The 16,534-nt window shown below is 51.8% G+C and carries 10 protein-coding genes; 7 read left to right on the top strand and 3 right to left on the bottom strand.

The genetic code is table 11. The annotated features are described in order from the left end of the window. Positions 1-834: 834 nt before the first annotated feature. From MKX70_RS16060 to MKX70_RS16070, 3 genes are all read left to right on the top strand, one after another. Complete coding sequence (locus MKX70_RS16060; protein ID WP_340840336.1) at positions 835-1,872, top strand: LacI family DNA-binding transcriptional regulator; 1,038 nt, start codon at positions 835-837, stop codon at positions 1,870-1,872. Positions 1,873-2,147: 275 nt separating this feature from the next. Continuing rightward, positions 2,148-5,333 carry an alpha-mannosidase gene (locus MKX70_RS16065; protein WP_340841670.1) on the top strand — a complete coding sequence of 1,062 codons (3,186 nt, stop codon included), beginning with the start codon at positions 2,148-2,150 and terminating at the stop codon, positions 5,331-5,333. 270 nt (positions 5,334-5,603) lie between these two features. Further along, positions 5,604-6,155, top strand: a complete 552-nt coding sequence (locus MKX70_RS16070) for an SMI1/KNR4 family protein (RefSeq protein ID WP_042138830.1) — start codon at positions 5,604-5,606, stop codon at positions 6,153-6,155. 76 nt (positions 6,156-6,231) lie between these two features. Here the strand turns inward: MKX70_RS16070 and MKX70_RS16075 are convergent, their stop codons facing one another. Together MKX70_RS16075 and MKX70_RS16080 are read right to left on the bottom strand one after the other, a co-directional pair. Next, positions 6,232-7,971 (bottom strand): ABC-F family ATP-binding cassette domain-containing protein, encoded by a 1,740-nt coding sequence (locus MKX70_RS16075; RefSeq protein WP_340840337.1) that lies wholly within the window; start codon positions 7,969-7,971, stop codon positions 6,232-6,234. Between the two features lie 105 nt (positions 7,972-8,076). Then, positions 8,077-9,000 carry a helix-turn-helix transcriptional regulator gene (locus MKX70_RS16080; RefSeq protein WP_340840338.1) on the bottom strand — a complete coding sequence of 308 codons (924 nt, stop codon included), beginning with the start codon at positions 8,998-9,000 and terminating at the stop codon, positions 8,077-8,079. Positions 9,001-9,149: 149 nt separating this feature from the next. On the opposite strand from MKX70_RS16080, the gene MKX70_RS16085 reads away from it, so the two are divergent. From MKX70_RS16085 to MKX70_RS16100, 4 genes are all read left to right on the top strand, one after another. Then, positions 9,150-11,813, top strand: a complete 2,664-nt coding sequence (locus tag MKX70_RS16085) for a glycoside hydrolase family 78 protein (RefSeq protein ID WP_340840339.1) — start codon at positions 9,150-9,152, stop codon at positions 11,811-11,813. A 262-nt stretch (positions 11,814-12,075) separates the two neighbouring features. Continuing rightward, on the top strand, positions 12,076-12,477 hold the full coding sequence (locus MKX70_RS16090; protein ID WP_042238039.1) for an RrF2 family transcriptional regulator: 402 nt from the start codon (positions 12,076-12,078) through the stop codon (positions 12,475-12,477). Between the two features lie 110 nt (positions 12,478-12,587). After that, positions 12,588-13,493 (top strand): class I SAM-dependent methyltransferase, encoded by a 906-nt coding sequence (locus MKX70_RS16095; protein ID WP_042238037.1) that lies wholly within the window; start codon positions 12,588-12,590, stop codon positions 13,491-13,493. Positions 13,494-13,661: 168 nt separating this feature from the next. Continuing rightward, positions 13,662-14,090, top strand: coding sequence for a GreA/GreB family elongation factor (locus MKX70_RS16100; protein WP_042238035.1), 429 nt, complete (start codon positions 13,662-13,664; stop codon positions 14,088-14,090). 283 nt (positions 14,091-14,373) lie between these two features. Here MKX70_RS16100 and MKX70_RS16105 read toward each other — a convergent pair whose 3' ends face one another. Further along, positions 14,374-16,311, bottom strand: a complete 1,938-nt coding sequence (locus MKX70_RS16105) for an NAD(+) synthase (RefSeq protein WP_340784249.1) — start codon at positions 16,309-16,311, stop codon at positions 14,374-14,376. Positions 16,312-16,534 lie beyond the last annotated feature (223 nt).

Consider the following 16,534-nt stretch of genomic DNA (forward strand, 5'->3'; position numbering starts at 1 on the left):
GCAGACAAGCATGCCCGTCTGCGCTAACAGGATCATTCAGCTAATGTGATAAGGCTCGTGAATTGCGTTTCCGCAGTTTACGGGCCTTTTTGTATGCAATAATACTTTGTTACCTTTGTTACCTCAGGAATTTCCTCATTCATCCGCTTTCCGTGGCAGGTAGCGGGTGACTATTTGTGAAATCCTGCACAAAATACAACATTTTCCGCCTAATATCGATTCAAATCCAATATTGTTGTATCAAATGCAACATTTTTCCTGTTTCAGACGGCTTAGCCGGATTATTCTTGTATTTTATACAACAATCCTCCCGAACACCGAGCTATCCGTGAATCAAAGTTGTAAAACATACAACAATTATGATTACAGGGCTTCCTGGATGTCTCCATCAGGGGGAGTAGATTTTCAGCCGGTACCGAATTAAGTGAAGTGTGGTTATGGAACGCGGATAGCAGATAATTGTATGCAGCGAGCAAATAACTGTATTTCGTACAATTAAAAGCCGGGAAAAGCCGGTTTTATTCCGCTAACTGTATTCTGTACAACTAAAACCGGCAAATGGTGATGCTCTAAGGAATAACTTTAAATATAACTGCAGAGAGAGAGTGTGCAACTATAGTACTCGTCTGACAAAATCTTGCTGTTTTAATTGCACTAAATACAGTTAAAGCCCGAAAGCTCCTCTGCTTTAGGCAGAAGTCCGATTCGTTCCGAAAGCTAGCACAAATTCATCTGCGCAATGCATAAGGCGAAAAGTCAGCAGGCATAAAAATGAAAGAAAGCGCTATACAACTTTTGATAACACGTGTTATACTCTCGGTGAGGTGCTGATATATGGGCAAAAAAAGAGTGACCAGCTTTGACGTAGCCAAGCGGGCAGGCGTGTCCCGCAGTGTGGTATCTGCGGTGCTGAATGATACTCCCGGCATCGGGGTTGGAGCGGAGACGCGCGAAGCCGTGCTGGAAGCCATCCGCGAGCTGAATTACCATGTGGACGCCGGAGCGCGCAGCATGAAGACGGGAAGAAGCATGACGCTTGCCGCTTTCGGTGATACGCGTCATCCGCTGTTCACCCGGCTACTGGAAGGCATGCAGCGGGAGTGTGAGCTCAGCGGGTATCATATTCTGCTCTGCTCTCCGCGCCATAAGGGGAACGCCAACGGCAGGACCGAGCTGCTGGAGCTATATCACCGGCGGAAGATCGACGGGATTGTGACGCTGGATCATACCAGCTACCACGATGAGGAGTGGGCTTCCCGCATAGGGAATGCCGGAATCCCCTATGTTTCTGTGGAAGGGTACGCAGAAGTGCCTGGAGTGTTTTCCGTGCTGGCCGATTATTCGGGCAGTGTGGAGACGGCGCTGAATTATTTGCTGCGGGAGGGTACACCGCAGCAGCCCGGCCCGGTCTATGCCGAGGTATACCATGAGCATAGCGCGGATAACTGGGCGGAGCGGAACCGCCGCGATGCCTATACCGGCTGGTGCAGCGCACATGGGATGGAGCCAATCGTGATCCGGCTGGAGGAACACCATGGCGACTGGACAGCGTGCCTGCAGAGGCTGGCGGATAGCGGGCCGCAGCATGTGCCGCTGCTGGTCAACTGGTCAAGCGCAATTCCCGATCTGTACAGGGCGGCTCACAAGCTTGGCCTGCGTATCGGTGAAGATGTGCGGATCATGGCGGCAGATAATACGATTCAGGGTCACCGTCTTAGCCTGCCGTCTCTAAGCTGCGTAGAAATCCCTTATGTGAGTATGGGGGAAGAGGCGGTACGCTGCTTACTTACGCAGATGAACGGCAGGAACGAAGCAGTACAGGCGGACAAAATCTGGCTTCCAGCAGTATTAAGGGCAGGAGAAAGCGCGTAACCGCGCTTGGTATGAAGGGGAGGCTAAGCCATTTAGGGTGTTGCACTTGCTGCCGGCACAGCCTGAACAGCTTCTGCTGGGGGACGATGTAGCTTTAGCTTGCACATAGTCTGAGCCGGCTGAGCTAACAGGCAATATGCCTTAAGCAGCGATTCACTTTGTAGTGGCAGCTTATCCTAATTAGCAGGGAACGGTACCATCCTTACACGGATGGACCGTCTTTCTGCCCATTTTATAACACGTGTTATACAAAAGGGAGGAAAATCGGAATGGGAATGTTTTGGACTGAAGAGAAGCTTGCACTGCGGTTGAAGGAGCTGGAGGGTTACCGGTACCGTGAGGTTATTACGCTTGATGAATGGCTGGTTACAGAGGATCAGGAGGGTGACAATGGTGTCTATCCATCCGCCCCGGAAGGAGACAAGAAGCTTCGTATAGGGGATTACTGGACCGGCAGTGATGTGTATTTGTGGCTGCACCGCAAAATAACCGTACCCGCAGCTTGGCAGGGGAAACGTATTGTAGGTATATTCGATTTCGGCCGGACAGGCGGAGGGAACAACAGCGGCTTCGAATCCCTGCTGTTTCTGGATGGCAAGCCGTATCAGGGCGTGGATTCCAATCACCAGGAGGTGTTTCTTGAGGATGCCGCTGGCAGGGAGCTGGACTTCACCTTCCGCTTATGGTCAGGCCTGAACGGAGACGGCCAGCTGATTGCTCAGGAACACCGGATCAAGCAGGCTGAGCTGGCATATCTGGATGAAGCGGCCGACAATCTCTATTATACAGGCCGGGCGGCACTGGGTACATTCAAGCAGCTTGCCGACAGCCAGATCGAGAAGCATGAGCTGCTGATGGCATTGAACCGCTCGTTTAACAAGCTGGACTGGTCAAGGCCCGGCAGCGCGGATTTCTATGCTTCAGTCCAGGAGGCCGAGAAGAGCCTGCTTGAGGCCCTGGTCTTGCTGGAACAGCAGCATCCGGTTACGGTAACCGCAATCGGCCATACCCACATTGATGTGGCCTGGTTATGGCGGCTTACCCATACGCGGGAGAAAGCGGCCCGCTCCTTCTCTACGGTGCTCCGGCTGATGAAGGAGTTCCCTGAGTACATCTTCCTGCAGACCCAGCCGCAGCTCTATGCCTACATCAAGCAGGATTATCCGGAGATTTATAGCGAAATTAAGCAGCGGGTGGAGGAAGGGCGCTGGGAAGCCGGAGGTGCAATGTGGCTGGAAGCGGACTGCAATCTGACCAGTGGCGAGTCGCTGGTGCGCCAGATTCTGTACGGGACAAAATTCTTCCGCGAGGAATTTGGCGTAGACTGCAAGTACCTATGGCTGCCGGATGTGTTCGGCTACAGCTGGGCGCTGCCGCAGATTCTGCGCAAGTCGGGCATTGAAACCTTTATGACGACCAAGATCAGCTGGAGCCAATACAACCGCATGCCGCATGATACGTTCCACTGGAGAGGGATTGACGGCAGCGAGGTACTGACCCACTTCATCACCACACCCGAAGCTCCTGATTCCAGCGCCTGGTACTATACGTATAACGGCCTTATCGAGCCTTTCTCTGTGCAGGGAATCTGGGACCAGTACCGCGACAAGAACCTGAACCGTGAGCTGCTGCTCTCCTACGGGTATGGAGATGGCGGCGGCGGTGTGAACCGCGAGATGCTGGAGATGCGCCGGAGGCTGGATACCATGCCGGGGCTGCCGCAAGTGAAGCCGGGCCGGGCGGATGACTATTTCGAGCGGCTGCATGAAACTATAGAGGGCACCGATCAATATGTGCATACCTGGGACGGGGAGTTGTATCTGGAGTTTCACCGCGGGACATACACCAGCCAGGCTTATAACAAAAGAATGAACCGCAAGCTGGAGCTGCTGTACCGCGAGGCGGAGTGGCTGCAGATACTCCTTGCTGCGGAGACAGGCGGATATGCACAATATCCTGCAGAGTCGCTCCTGGAAGGCTGGCAGATTATTCTGCGCAACCAGTTCCATGATATTATCCCTGGCTCCTCGATCCATGAGGTCTACCAGGATTCACGGCTGGAATATGCCGAAGCAGAGCAACTGGGCCGGGCTGCGCTTAATGCTGCGGCTGCGGGACTCATCAACCTTAACAGCCCTGATGCTGCATCAGCGGGTGAGGATGACCCGGCGTCTACCGATTCACACATGGAGTACACGCTGTTCAACAGCTCCCTCTTTGGAGGTCCTCGTCTGGCAGCCGTCCCACACAGCGCAGAGAATGCCGTCTGGAGTGATGCCGCCGGCAACCCGCTGTCCGCCCAGCGCTCCGGCGGCCAATGGCTGGTTGAGGTAGAAACCGTTCCGGCGATGGGCAGTGCAGTGATCCGCGCTGCACAACCCGCCGCTTCCGGAGAGAATACGGAACCCTCCGTTCCTTTTACCTGGCAGGATTCTACGCTAACTACCCCTTATTACATTCTGGAGTGGAATGCAGCCGGACAGCTGAGCCGGATCTTCGACCGCAGAGAAGCCCGTGAGGTGCTGGCACCGGGCGAATGCGGCAACCTGCTGCAGGTATTCGAGGATAAGCCGAAGATGTATGATGCCTGGGATATCGATCTGTATTACCAGGAGAAAATGCGGGTGGTGAGCGATCTGCGCTCTGTAGAGCTGACCGAATGCGGCCCGCTGCAGGCGGTGCTTGAGTTCACCTGGAAGTACATGGATTCCTCGATCACTCAGAAGGTTAGGGTATATGCCGGAAGTGCACGGATTGATTTCGAGACCCTGGTGGACTGGCATGAACAGCATCAGCTGATGAAGGCAGCTTTCCCGGTTGCGGTTCGCGCGACGGAAGCTACCTATGATATCCAGTTCGGGAATGTGAAGCGGCCGACCCACTGGAATACGAGCTGGGATTATGCGCGGTTCGAGAGCGTCGGCCACCAGTGGGCGGACTTGTCGGAGCGGGGCTATGGCGTCAGTCTGCTGAACGACTGCAAATACGGATACGACATTAAAGATCACACGATGAGGCTGTCGCTGATCAAATCGGCAACCAGCCCGGACCGGCTGGCTGACCAGGGCGAGCACCGCTTCACGTATGCCTTGCTTCCGCATAAAGGGGATTGGGCTGCGGCAGGCACCGTGCAGGAAGCCTGGGCGCTGAATAATCCGCTCCTCGCTGCAGAAGGGGGTTATGCCGCCGGTAACGGCAAGTCGCTGATCACCTGTGATGTGCCGAACATTGCCGTCGATGCCGTTAAGCTGGCCGAGGATGGCAGCGGATGTATCGTCAGACTGCATGAGTATACGGGAACACGCAGCACGGCGAATATCGGCAGCGATTACTCCGCCGTCTCCTGGCAGCTGCGCGATCTGATGGAGCGTCCGCTGGAGACTGAAGCGGTGGACGGACCGGCCATCCGCCTTGATTTCAAACCGTATGAGATTCATACGCTGCATGTTGTCTTTGCCTGATGTGAGCGTTAATTATGCATTGATTGACCGAAAGATCCCCGGACTCCGGGGATTTTTTGCTTTTTTGCGGGAGAAAAGCCGCCCTGCCGAATAATGGTAAGCCGGACCAAATCAAACCGAAAAGAGGCGATCCCCTGATGTTCAAAGGACAAAAGTATTAGATTGCGGGTACTTTCATTAAGCGCAGGATTGTTTAAATACTAAGCGAATACCCTAGATATGATGGGTTTTACAAATCAATTGGTGGTTTTTTTATGAGGAGGAGGGCAAATGTCAAAATTAATAACCGCATCCTTAGAGGCTTTAAAGAAGGTAATTTACAATAACAAAAATTTTTCTATACAAAGAAATTTAGGATTTCAGCTTACATGTAGATTTTCATTTTCTAAGCCCGTCTTATTGAAAGAAATCGAGGATTTTGAAGCGGAGACGGAGTTAAAGCTGCCTGAGGATTATAAGTTCTTTTTGTCTCTTCATAACGGAATGGAATTATATAAGGATGTTGAAGAATCGGCACCTCATTGGCATATTTTTGGAGTGGATGAAATTCTAGATGCATTGGAAAAGTTTCCAACCCCTGAGCACGTATACGTTATAGCAAAATTCAGTGAGACTTTAATATGTGTAAATAGCGATTATGTAAAGCAAGGCAGAAAAGACTATCTGTTTGACCAGTCAATCTATACCTCAGCTCGTGATAATGGTGAGCCGCTTAATTTAAGCTTTGAACTATGGCTCGATCGATTACTTGTATCGCAAGGGGATCAATTTTGGTTATGGAACGGCATCACACCAGAGAATCTTAATAAATATTTTCCATAAAACAGCAAAAGAAACCCTAAATATAAGGCTTCTTTTGTCGTTTTTTTCTGACAGGTGAATCCTATTTAGTTATCATTTACAGCTGTTTAATCAGCTCCTCCAGCTCATCCATCAAACCTTGTGCAAGTTCGAAATTAGCAGCTTTCAAAGCCAACTCGATTTTCGTTTCAACAGCTTTTTTATTTTGTTCCAGTTCCAGATAGTCTTTATCGAAATGCCGGGCATAAATCATCTTTTTGAATTTCTTGATCGTCATCTTTCTAATCGTCTTGCCGTCAATGATCAGAACATAATCCATCCCGTTTACCACCGAATAGAAATCATGCGAAATCATGAGAATCGCACCTTTATAGTTCTGGATAGCGTTCTCCAGTGCGATTTGTGTATAGGTGTCCAAATGGCTTGTCGGTTCATCAAGCAGCAGTACGTTCGCTTTACTGGCCGAAACTTTAGCTAACTGAAGCATGTTTTTTTCGCCGCCGGATAAGGATTCTATTCTTTGCTCAAGGATTTCCCCTTCAAAGCCGTAGCTTGAAAGATGCGATCTAATCTCATCATACGTTGCGAACCCGGCATCGATGAATTCCTCCAGGATGGTATTAGAATCCTTCAGCATTTCACCTTGAAGCTGAGATAAATAAGTCACTTTAGCATCCGGATTTACTTCAATTGCATCATGATTATTCCTATAAATCTCCCGGAGTAATGTCGTTTTCCCGGTGCCGTTTGCACCGATAAGGGCTACTTTATCCGTAGATTTGATCTCAAAGTTAATATTTTCTAACAGCAGCTCATCAAAGGAAACGCTATAGTTATTAACATTTATAACAGTTGTGTCTTCCAGTTCTTGATCGAACCCGAAACGGATATCCGGCTGCTTAATCTCTACGAATGGAGCTTTAATTCTGCGCGCTTCCAGTCTTTCCTGAAATTTAACTCTGGCTTTTAGCGCTCTCCCTCTGGAGGCCTCAGAATTATAAGTTGCGATTGCTCTAAGGTTATTGACGATGCTCTCGTTTCTCGCAATTTCTTCCTCTTCAGCGATGGCGAGCTCCTGCAGCTCAATTTTGGTTTGCAGCAAGGAGAAGTTGTAATCCATATACCGCCCGTCAAACTCCTGGATCTCCTTGTTTTCAAGGTGCAGGATTTTGTTGAAGCAATGATTGAGCAGATAGCGGTTGTGCGTAACCACCAGCAGTATGCCTTTGTGGGCATTAATAAGATTCTTAAGCGAATTTAGGTTGTCAAAATCTAAAAATACATCGGGCTCGTCCATTATCATGAAGTCCGGACGGCTGAGCATTTCCTTCATTACTTGAATGAGCTTGAATTCCCCGCCGCTCAGGTCAGATACCCTGACATCCTTTAGCTTCATGAGGTTTGCCAGATTTAGCTTCTTATTAATATTGCTTTCGTAATCATTCCCGTCCATAGCATCGAAGGCGTCTAGCGCCAACTGATACCTTTCCAGCAGCGAATCCATATCCGAGGAGGTTTCCATTTCAGCCAAAATAGAATTTATTTCAGTCTGTACCTTAATAAATTCTTCGCCGATATATTCAAAAACGGTTGTATCTTTAGTTTTTTCCGGTTGGGAGAACTGGCTTACATACCCGATGCTGCAAGTAGGATCTATCTCTAACCTGCCCTCAAACAGATATCTTTCCGGGTCCATCAGAATATCGGTCAGTGTACTTTTGCCGCTGCCGCTTGTTCCAATGAAAGCACAATGCTGTGCGGCTTCAAGCGTAAAGGAAATATCTTTATATAGTTCTTTTTGCGGGAATGAGAAGGATAAGTGTTCTACTTTTATCATAGTGTTACCTTTCTTTCTAACTAAATTTGTGACTATTTTAGGATGTATTGAAGAGCACAGATGTTGAGATTACCGTTGATAGCCTAACACTATTTACAAATAACATCAATCATTCTGCGTTAAAGTTGTTCCTCCCGGCTCCGGGCCCTCCAAATGTTTCTTGCCGGACGCCTGCCGGTAGCTCCCCGGAGTGGTGCCGATAATCCGCTTGAACATCAGATTGAAGGTCTTCGGGTCACGGTAGCCGACCTGCTCCGCAATGAGCTGAACATGCGCCTTGGGCTGCTGGACCAGCAGCAGACAGCTTTGCTGAATCCGGACATTCTGCAGGTAATGGTGGAAGGTCTGCCCGGTATGCGCCTTGAACAGCCGCTGAAGATGTCGTTCACTCCAGTCAAAGCTGCGTGACAGACGCTTCAGGGTGATTTCCTGCACATACTCCTGGTTGACATAATTCAGAATCTGCAGGAATTGCGTCTGCTTGTTCAGCGGAAACTGGACCTCGTCATGCACGAGCCGGTAGATACTTATCAGCAGTTGAATGAACAAGGTCAGCAAATAGCTGCCCGAGCCGGTCTGCGGAAGATGAACCTCCCGGTGAAGCGCCAGAAACAGTCTCTCGATGGAGCCGTTCTGGTCCGTCACGGAGAATGCGGGCAGCTGATGATTGCGGATCTGCTCCAGATAGGAGGCAATCGGCGGGTCCGGAACAACGGAGGCAAGGCTGTCCAGCAGCTCCGGCTTGAACAGACAATTGTAGACTACGAGCGGTTCCCGGAGCGGGCTGGGTGAAGACGGACGGAAGACATGGGAGACTCCGACGGGAATGTAATACAGCTGACCCTTGCCGGTCTGCTGAGCCTGCTGCCCGATATAATGAAAGCCCTTGCCTTCGGCAACGAACGTCAGCTCTATGAAATCATGGGTGTGAAGCGGAAGATCATAGTTCTCGGTAGCGCGGTTCACATATAACTGGAGATTGTTCTGGAAGAAATACTCTCCTTTTAGCGTATGATTGGCCGAATGCATCAGCTCACTCCTCCAAACAACAAAATGTCCTTTTTACCCCGGTGAAATGTCCATAATGCAGGTCATTTAAATGCTGCGGAATTCTATAATTGTAATAGAAAGCGTTTCATATTTATAGGGTCATTATTAGAAAAGACGGGGTGGAGTCCATGATAGAAGTCCGGAAATTACGTGTGGAGTACAAAGACAATCCGCTGGGACTGGATGTCCGTTATCCAAGAATCAGCTGGCAGCTGAGTGCGGATGAGCGGGATGTCATGCAGCAAGCGTATCAGCTTCAGGTAGCAATAGATCAGGACTTCGTAAGCACGGTATGGGATTCGGGCAGAGTGGAGTCCGGACAATCCCTTCATATTGAGCTGAAGGAGCTGGAACTGCAGCCTAAGCAGCGCTATTATTACCGGATTAGAATATGGGATCAGCAGAACCGGCCTACAGAATGGTCGGATACCGCCTGGTGGGAGACGGGCCTGTTCTCGCCGGAGGATTGGGAGGCAGAGTGGATTACAGCGCCGCTGGCTTGCCTGGATGTCCAGGCAGAGCAGGCTCCGCTGCTGCGGCGGAGCTTCCATGTAGACCGGCAGGTCACCCGGGCCAGAATGTATGTGACCAGTCTCGGTCTCTATGAAGTGGAGCTGAACGGTACAAGAGTCGGCGAGGATTATTTGACCCCCGGCTGGACCAGCTACAGCACCCGCCTGCAGTTCCAGACCTATGACATCACAGGGCAGCTGGCAGTGGGGGACAATGCGGTTGGCGCCTGGCTGGGGAACGGCTGGTACAAAGGAAACCTGGCCTGGGATAACAAAAAGCATGTGTTCGGCGACCGCACGGCCTTGCTGATGCAGATTCATCTCATCTATGCGGACGGGGTGGAGCAGATCATCCGGACGGATCAAGAGTGGATGGTATCGCCCGGACCGCTGCTGATGTCGGAGATCTATCACGGCGAAACCTATGATGCCCGTCTGGAGCAGACCGGTTTCAGCAGGGCGGAGTACGATGACCAGTTATGGACGCCTGCGGAGATCCTTCCGTACACCAAGGATATTCTGCTGGCCCAGGAGAATGTTCCCGTAAAAGCTATTGAAGAACTGTCACCCATCGCACTCCTGCGCACTCCGGCCGGGGAGACCGTGCTGGATATGGGTCAGAATATGGTCGGCTGGATGCGGTTCTCCATGGAAGGGCAGGCAGGACAGGAATTTCAGCTGCGGCATTTCGAGGTGCTGGATCAGGAAGGTAATGTGTACACAGACAACCTGCGGGCAGCCAAACAGACAGTTACTTATATTGCCAGAGGCGGAGGACGGGAGAGCTTCCAGCCGCGTTTCACCTTCCAAGGCTTCCGGTATGTTCAGCTGATAGGCTTCCCGGAGGACCTCAATCTGCAGGATTTCGCAGGGATTGTCTTACATTCGGATATGGAGCCGACCGGCAGCTTTACCTGTTCCAATCCGCTGCTGAATCAGCTGCAGCATAACATTCTCTGGGGGCAAAAAGGCAATTTCGTCGATGTGCCGACAGACTGCCCGCAGCGCGATGAACGGCTCGGCTGGACCGGGGATGCGCAGATGTTCATCCGTACGTCGGCGTATCTGATGAATGTGGCCCCCTTTTTCAGCAAATGGCTCAAGGATCTGGCTGCCGATCAGCTGGATAACGGCGGTGTTCCGTTCGTAATTCCCCACGTGCTGGATGAGAATTCCCATTCTTCCGCTGCCTGGGGCGATGCGGCTGTCATCTGTCCGTGGACGATTTATCAGTGTTATGGCGACAAGCGGATTCTGGAGCAGCAGTACAGCAGCATGCAGGGCTGGGTGGAGTATATCCGCCGGCAGGGGACGGATGAATTCCTGTGGAATACCGGCTTCCATTTCGGAGACTGGCTGGGCCTGGATGCCAAGCCGGACAGCTACATCGGCGCTACGGACAGGGATTATATCGCGACTGCCTTCTATGCCTATTCTGTAGAGCTTATGGGCAAGACGGCGGCAGTGCTAGGCCGAACAGAAGACGTGCAGTATTACTCGCAGCTGCATGCGCGGATCAAACAAGCTTTTAACCGGGAATTCATCACGCCTGCCGGACGGATAAGTGTAGCTACACAGACGGCCTGTGTGCTGGCATTAATGTTCGGACTGGTGGAGGGGAAGGCGGAGGAACGTACAGTCGCCAAGCTTATAGAACTGCTGGAAGAGAGCAAATATCATCTTACAACGGGCTTCGTCGGCACACCTTATCTGAATCTGGTACTGGCCGCGGCGGGCCATTATGATGCTGCCTACAAGCTGCTGCTGCAGACCGATTACCCTTCCTGGCTGTATCAGGTAACTAGGGGAGCAACGACCATCTGGGAGCATTGGGACGGAATTAAGGAGGACAGCAGCTTCTGGAGCAAGGATATGAATTCCTTCAATCATTATGCGTATGGTGCGATTGGCGATTTTTTGTACCGCTGTGTCGCCGGTATCAAGCAGTTGGAAGAGTATCCGGGCTATAAGCAGTTTCTGATCCAGCCGCATCCGGGAGGCGGACTGACTTCGGCTGCTGCCGGGCTGGAATCCATGTATGGGAAGATCCGCTCCGAATGGACGATAGCTTCCGGCAAAATAGAGCTGGTGGCCGTAGTTCCGCCGAATACCTCGGCTACTGTGCATCTCCCGGACTCTGTGCTGGCGGGTGTACTGGAGAACGGGCAGGAGCTTCAGCAGGTCCGCGGCATTCATGCCGTAGAGCAGCTGGAGCAGGCTGTGAAGATTACGCTCGGGTCCGGTGAATACAGATTTGAGTATACCCTGCGGACGATATAACATTACATTATGCAGAGCTCCTAGGGGACAACGGGCTCTGTTTTTTTAAAAATTGATATGCTCCGCGCATAAATTGTCCTTATCTTTCTCGCTGAAACGGTACCGTCCTAAAAAAGGACGGTAAAGCCGTATCCATTTGTTTGGTCATCGATCATAGAAGGAAATGGAAAAGGGCTGCCCTCTTGTAGCACCCGCTTGCATTCTCTCCTTATAGGGGTTATTATAGATCAATAAAGTCCGTGATTGAGGTGAGACATGTACGATGAAATACTCAAAGGCAACGAACTATGCGTTGCATACGATGCTGTTCCTGGTAGCGCACACCCCTGATAAGCCGGTAGGCGTGCAGCAGCTTGCCGAGCGGCAGAATGTATCGCCTACTTATTTGTCCAAGATCCTTACGAAGCTGGTAAAGGCGGGGCTGGTTGAATCGGCATCCGGTGCGAACGGCGGGTACCGCCTGAGACGCAGGAAGGAAGAAATATCGTTCCTCGATATTATTCATGCGATCGAAGGCACGGCTTCGCTGTTTGACTGCACGCTTAATCATTCCAGCGAGTGTCTGATCCAGCAGGAGATGGTGAAGGCCGAGGGTCAGATGGAGGAGTATTTGCGCAATAAGATGATGTCGGAGCTTGCCGATAAGATGATGCAGAGTCACTAAGTCTGAAACGGTATCGTCCTTATTCAAGGACGGCAAAGCCGTTTCTTCTTGGGGTTTTGTAGATATTCAAAGTCTGTAAAGTCTGTAAAATAAGAGAGGATGAATCAGAGATGATTAACGGATTATTTGATGCAAAAGTATGGGAACAGGCCTGGAAGGAAGATCCCAAGGCAATGGCCAACAAGTTCAAAGCAATGGGAATGAACCCGCACACCAGCTTCGATCATAAGGCGAAGGTGTTTAATGAAGAGGTGTTCAGCAGCGCGGGGAGAGACAGAAGTGAGCGGATTATCAGCTGGATGGAGGGCCAGGGAGTAGATTTCAAAGGGCTGACTGTCCTGGATGTGGGCGCGGCTTCTGGCGGCTTCACCGTACCTTTTATCGAGAGAGGGGCCAAGGTAACAGCAGTAGAGCCTAACATTCCACTGTCTGAACTGTTTCTGCACAACACCGCAGGCTACGCCCCTGGTCAAGTGGAACTGGTGCGCGAACCGTTTGAGGATATTGATATTGCGGCAAAAGGCTGGCTGAACGCCTTCGATCTTGTATTTGTGTCCATGTGTCCGGCGGTATTTGACTGGGAGAGCACGGAGAAGGTCATTAGCTGTGCCCGGCAATACTGCTATATCAGCACATCGGCGGGGGTTCAGGAGCATAGCCTCATGAATGAAGTGCTGCCTCTGCTCACGGGCCGGGCAGTGCATGCGGAATCTTCGGATATGGCCTACCTGATGCAGCTGCTGTATTTGAAGGGGTATTCCTATGAATCGATTGTGACCCGCGAGACGAAAAGCAAGGAGCTATCCGTTGAAGCTGCGCTTGCTGAAGTAATAGAGATGCTGCCTATGCATCATTTGGACGGGAAAGAGGCTACCCTGAAGGTCGTCACGGATTATTTGCATACTGCTTATTCTGATCAAAAGGTAGTGATACGCCAAGGCGGACGGTTCGGCAAGGTACTGATTAAGCTGCAGGATCTCAATATGTACAGCAGAGCAGCTGCAGCCAAGCAGTAAATCACAACAGCATATATACATGACATTGTCTTTCCATAGAAAGATGCTATCATAGAGAGTAGATCCCCACGCGGGATCTATTTTATTATTTGGGAGGACTGAGGGCTATGAGGTTGAGTAAGCGTATTTTCGAGCATGACCTGATGAAGAAAGTGGGTGAAATCTACTATGAGCCATAGTCTCGTTACGATTTCCCTGCGCCAGGAGCTGGTGCAGCAGCTGGTCTATCTCGATGAGCATAAATTTGTTATTCTGGACCGGGGAACATGGGAGTCACCGGCCGAACGGGCGGAGATTCAGTCCCTGATCAGGAAGTATCAGGAGGCGGTAGAGCAGATTCTGTCCGGCGGGGATGAAGCGCTGGAGCAATCCACTGTTCTGGTCGGGTCGCGGGTATCGCTGCGGATCGGCCAGGAAACGCTGAAGGATGCCTATAGAATCGTAATTCCCGGTGAAGCCGAGCTGGATGAATTCTGCATCTCCCTCTGGTCTCCGATGGGCAGGGGGCTGATTCTGGCACGTCCCGGCGATACCGTCACAATCCAAACCCCGTTTGGCAGCGATGAAGTGCTGATTCTGGATAATGTGTATGATTGAACGGGCAGGAAGTGCAGTAACTGTCTAGGGCGGTTAATAAAAAAAGGCGAAAATCAGCAGAGCAGCGATCCTCCAATAACGCGAGGATTGCTGCTCTGTTTTAAGATTGAAGATACGATTCCCGCTTAAACAGCGGAGAGGACAGAACGATTGTGTAAAAGCGGCAGCGGTCGCCTTTGTCCCCGGATTTTCACCGCTAAGGAGAATGAATAAAATCTGGGGACAACAGCGATTGGAACAACGGTCTGTTCGCGGAGCGTCCTCACCAGCGCCCGGGCGGTGATTACAATTCTTCGATTTCCCGGAGCCAGAGTGCAGCGGAAGCATCACTCGGCATGCGCCAGTCGCCGCGCGGCGAGAGGCTGACGGTACCCACCTTCGGTCCGTCCGGCAGGCAGGAGCGCTTGAACTGCTGGGTGAAGAAGCGGGTGATGAACACCTTCAGCCAAGCGACCAGCTGCTCCTTAGGGTAGGCCTCACCGAAAGCGTGCTGCGCAAGGTAGAGCATTTTGCCGGGAGAAGCCCCTGTGCGCAGCATGTAATACAGGAAGAAATCATGCACAATGTAGGGCCCCAGAATATTCTCGGTGAGCTGGACGATCTCTCCGGTTGCCGATGGCGGCAGCAGCTCCGGGCTGATTCCGGTCTCGATGATGCTGTACAGGAACTTGCCCACCGTCTCATCGGCTTCATGATCCGCATACCAGGCGACGACATATTGGATCAGTGTCTTCGGAATGCCTGAATTCACGCTGTACATCGACATGTGGTCGCCGTTATAGGTACACCATCCTAGCGCCAGCTCGGATAAATCGCCGGTTCCGATGACAATGCCGCCGTTTTTGTTGGCGAGATCCATCAGAATCTGCGTACGCTCCCGGGCCTGGACATTCTCATAAGTCAGGTCATGTACATCTTTGTCATGGCCGATATCCTCGAAGTGCTGGAGGCAGGCAGCCTTGATATCAACGACCTTAAGCGAGGCGCCGAGCGCTTTGATCAGGCCGACGGCATTGTCGTAGGTCCGGTTCGTCGTGCCGAAGCCAGGCATCGTGACGGCAAGCACATCGCTGGCCGGACGCCCGAGCAGCTCCATAGCACGCACAGCTACCAGCAGCGCAAGCGTAGAGTCAAGGCCGCCGGAGATGCCGATTACGGCTTGCTTGGTGCCGATGTGACGGATACGCTTCATCAGGCCGGAGGTCTGGATGGAGAGGATTTCCTGACAGCGTTCGGCGCGCTGCAATGGATTGCCAGGGACAAACGGATTGACACCTACTGTACGCTTCAGCTCCCGCTTACTATTCTCGCGGACTGGAGAAGTGAAGAGCAGCTCGCGGTAATTGCGGCCGCCTTTGCCGGCCCGGAAGGTGCCCATCACGGTGCGGGAATACTGAATCCGCGGCAGGTCGATGTCGGCGGTGATCATCCGGCTCTCGTGGGTGAAGCGTTCAGACTCGGCCAGCAGCTGGCCGTTCTCCGCGATCAGCGAGTGCCCGCCGAAGACAACATCCGTTGTAGATTCACCGGTATTGCAGCCGGCATAGACATAACCGGCCACACAGGAAGCAGACTGGCTGCCCACCAGCTGGCGGCGGTAATCGGCCTTGCCTACCAGCTCATTGCTGGCAGACGGGTTGAACAGCAGCGTGGCCCCGGCCTGGGCCAGGAGACTGCTTGGCGGAACAGGAACCCAGAGATCCTCGCAGATCTCAACGCCGAAGGACAAATTCCCGTTACTCTCGCAGGCAAAAATCAGATCATTACCGATCGGTACTACAGCTCCGCCGATCCGAAGTTCTGCCACTTCCAGCTCTTCAGCTCCCGCGAACCAGCGCGGCTCATAGAATTCGCTATACCCGGGAATGCAGGTCTTCACGACAATCCCGAGAATATGACCCTGCTGGATGACAGCAGCGCAGTTGAACAGCCGGCTCTTGATGGAGATAGGCAGACCGGCAATAACGATCATTGTATATTCTGCCGTTGCGGCAGTGATCCGGAGCAGAGCCTCCGTTGCGGCATCCAGCAGCTTGGGCTGCAGGAACAGATCGGCACAGGTGTACCCCGTGATGCACAGTTCCGGGAGTACCAGGTACTCAACCTCCTGTGCCGCGGCATTATTTATCACTTCAATAATTTGTTCGGAATTGAATACGCAGTCGGCCACCTTAAGCTCGGGGGAAGCGGCAGCGACTCGCGCGAATCCGTGATTCTGCATGCATTTCACCTGTCCTTTACCTGTCCTTTAGTAGAAGTACACTATCTAAATATTGTACCCATGAAATGGCATCGGTAACAAGCGGGGATTTGCAGCAATAAGCAGCAACCGAACGGGACGCGCTTTTTGATAGATTAGGAAATCACAGCATTGGCAGTTGGCAGGAGTGAGTGTGGTAGCGTTGGCGGCAGGCAATAGGTGGATTTTCTCCACTTGATCATGA

It is taken from the genome of Paenibacillus sp. FSL R7-0312 (genome assembly GCF_038004445.1).
Classification (GTDB): domain Bacteria; phylum Bacillota; class Bacilli; order Paenibacillales; family Paenibacillaceae; genus Paenibacillus_AQ.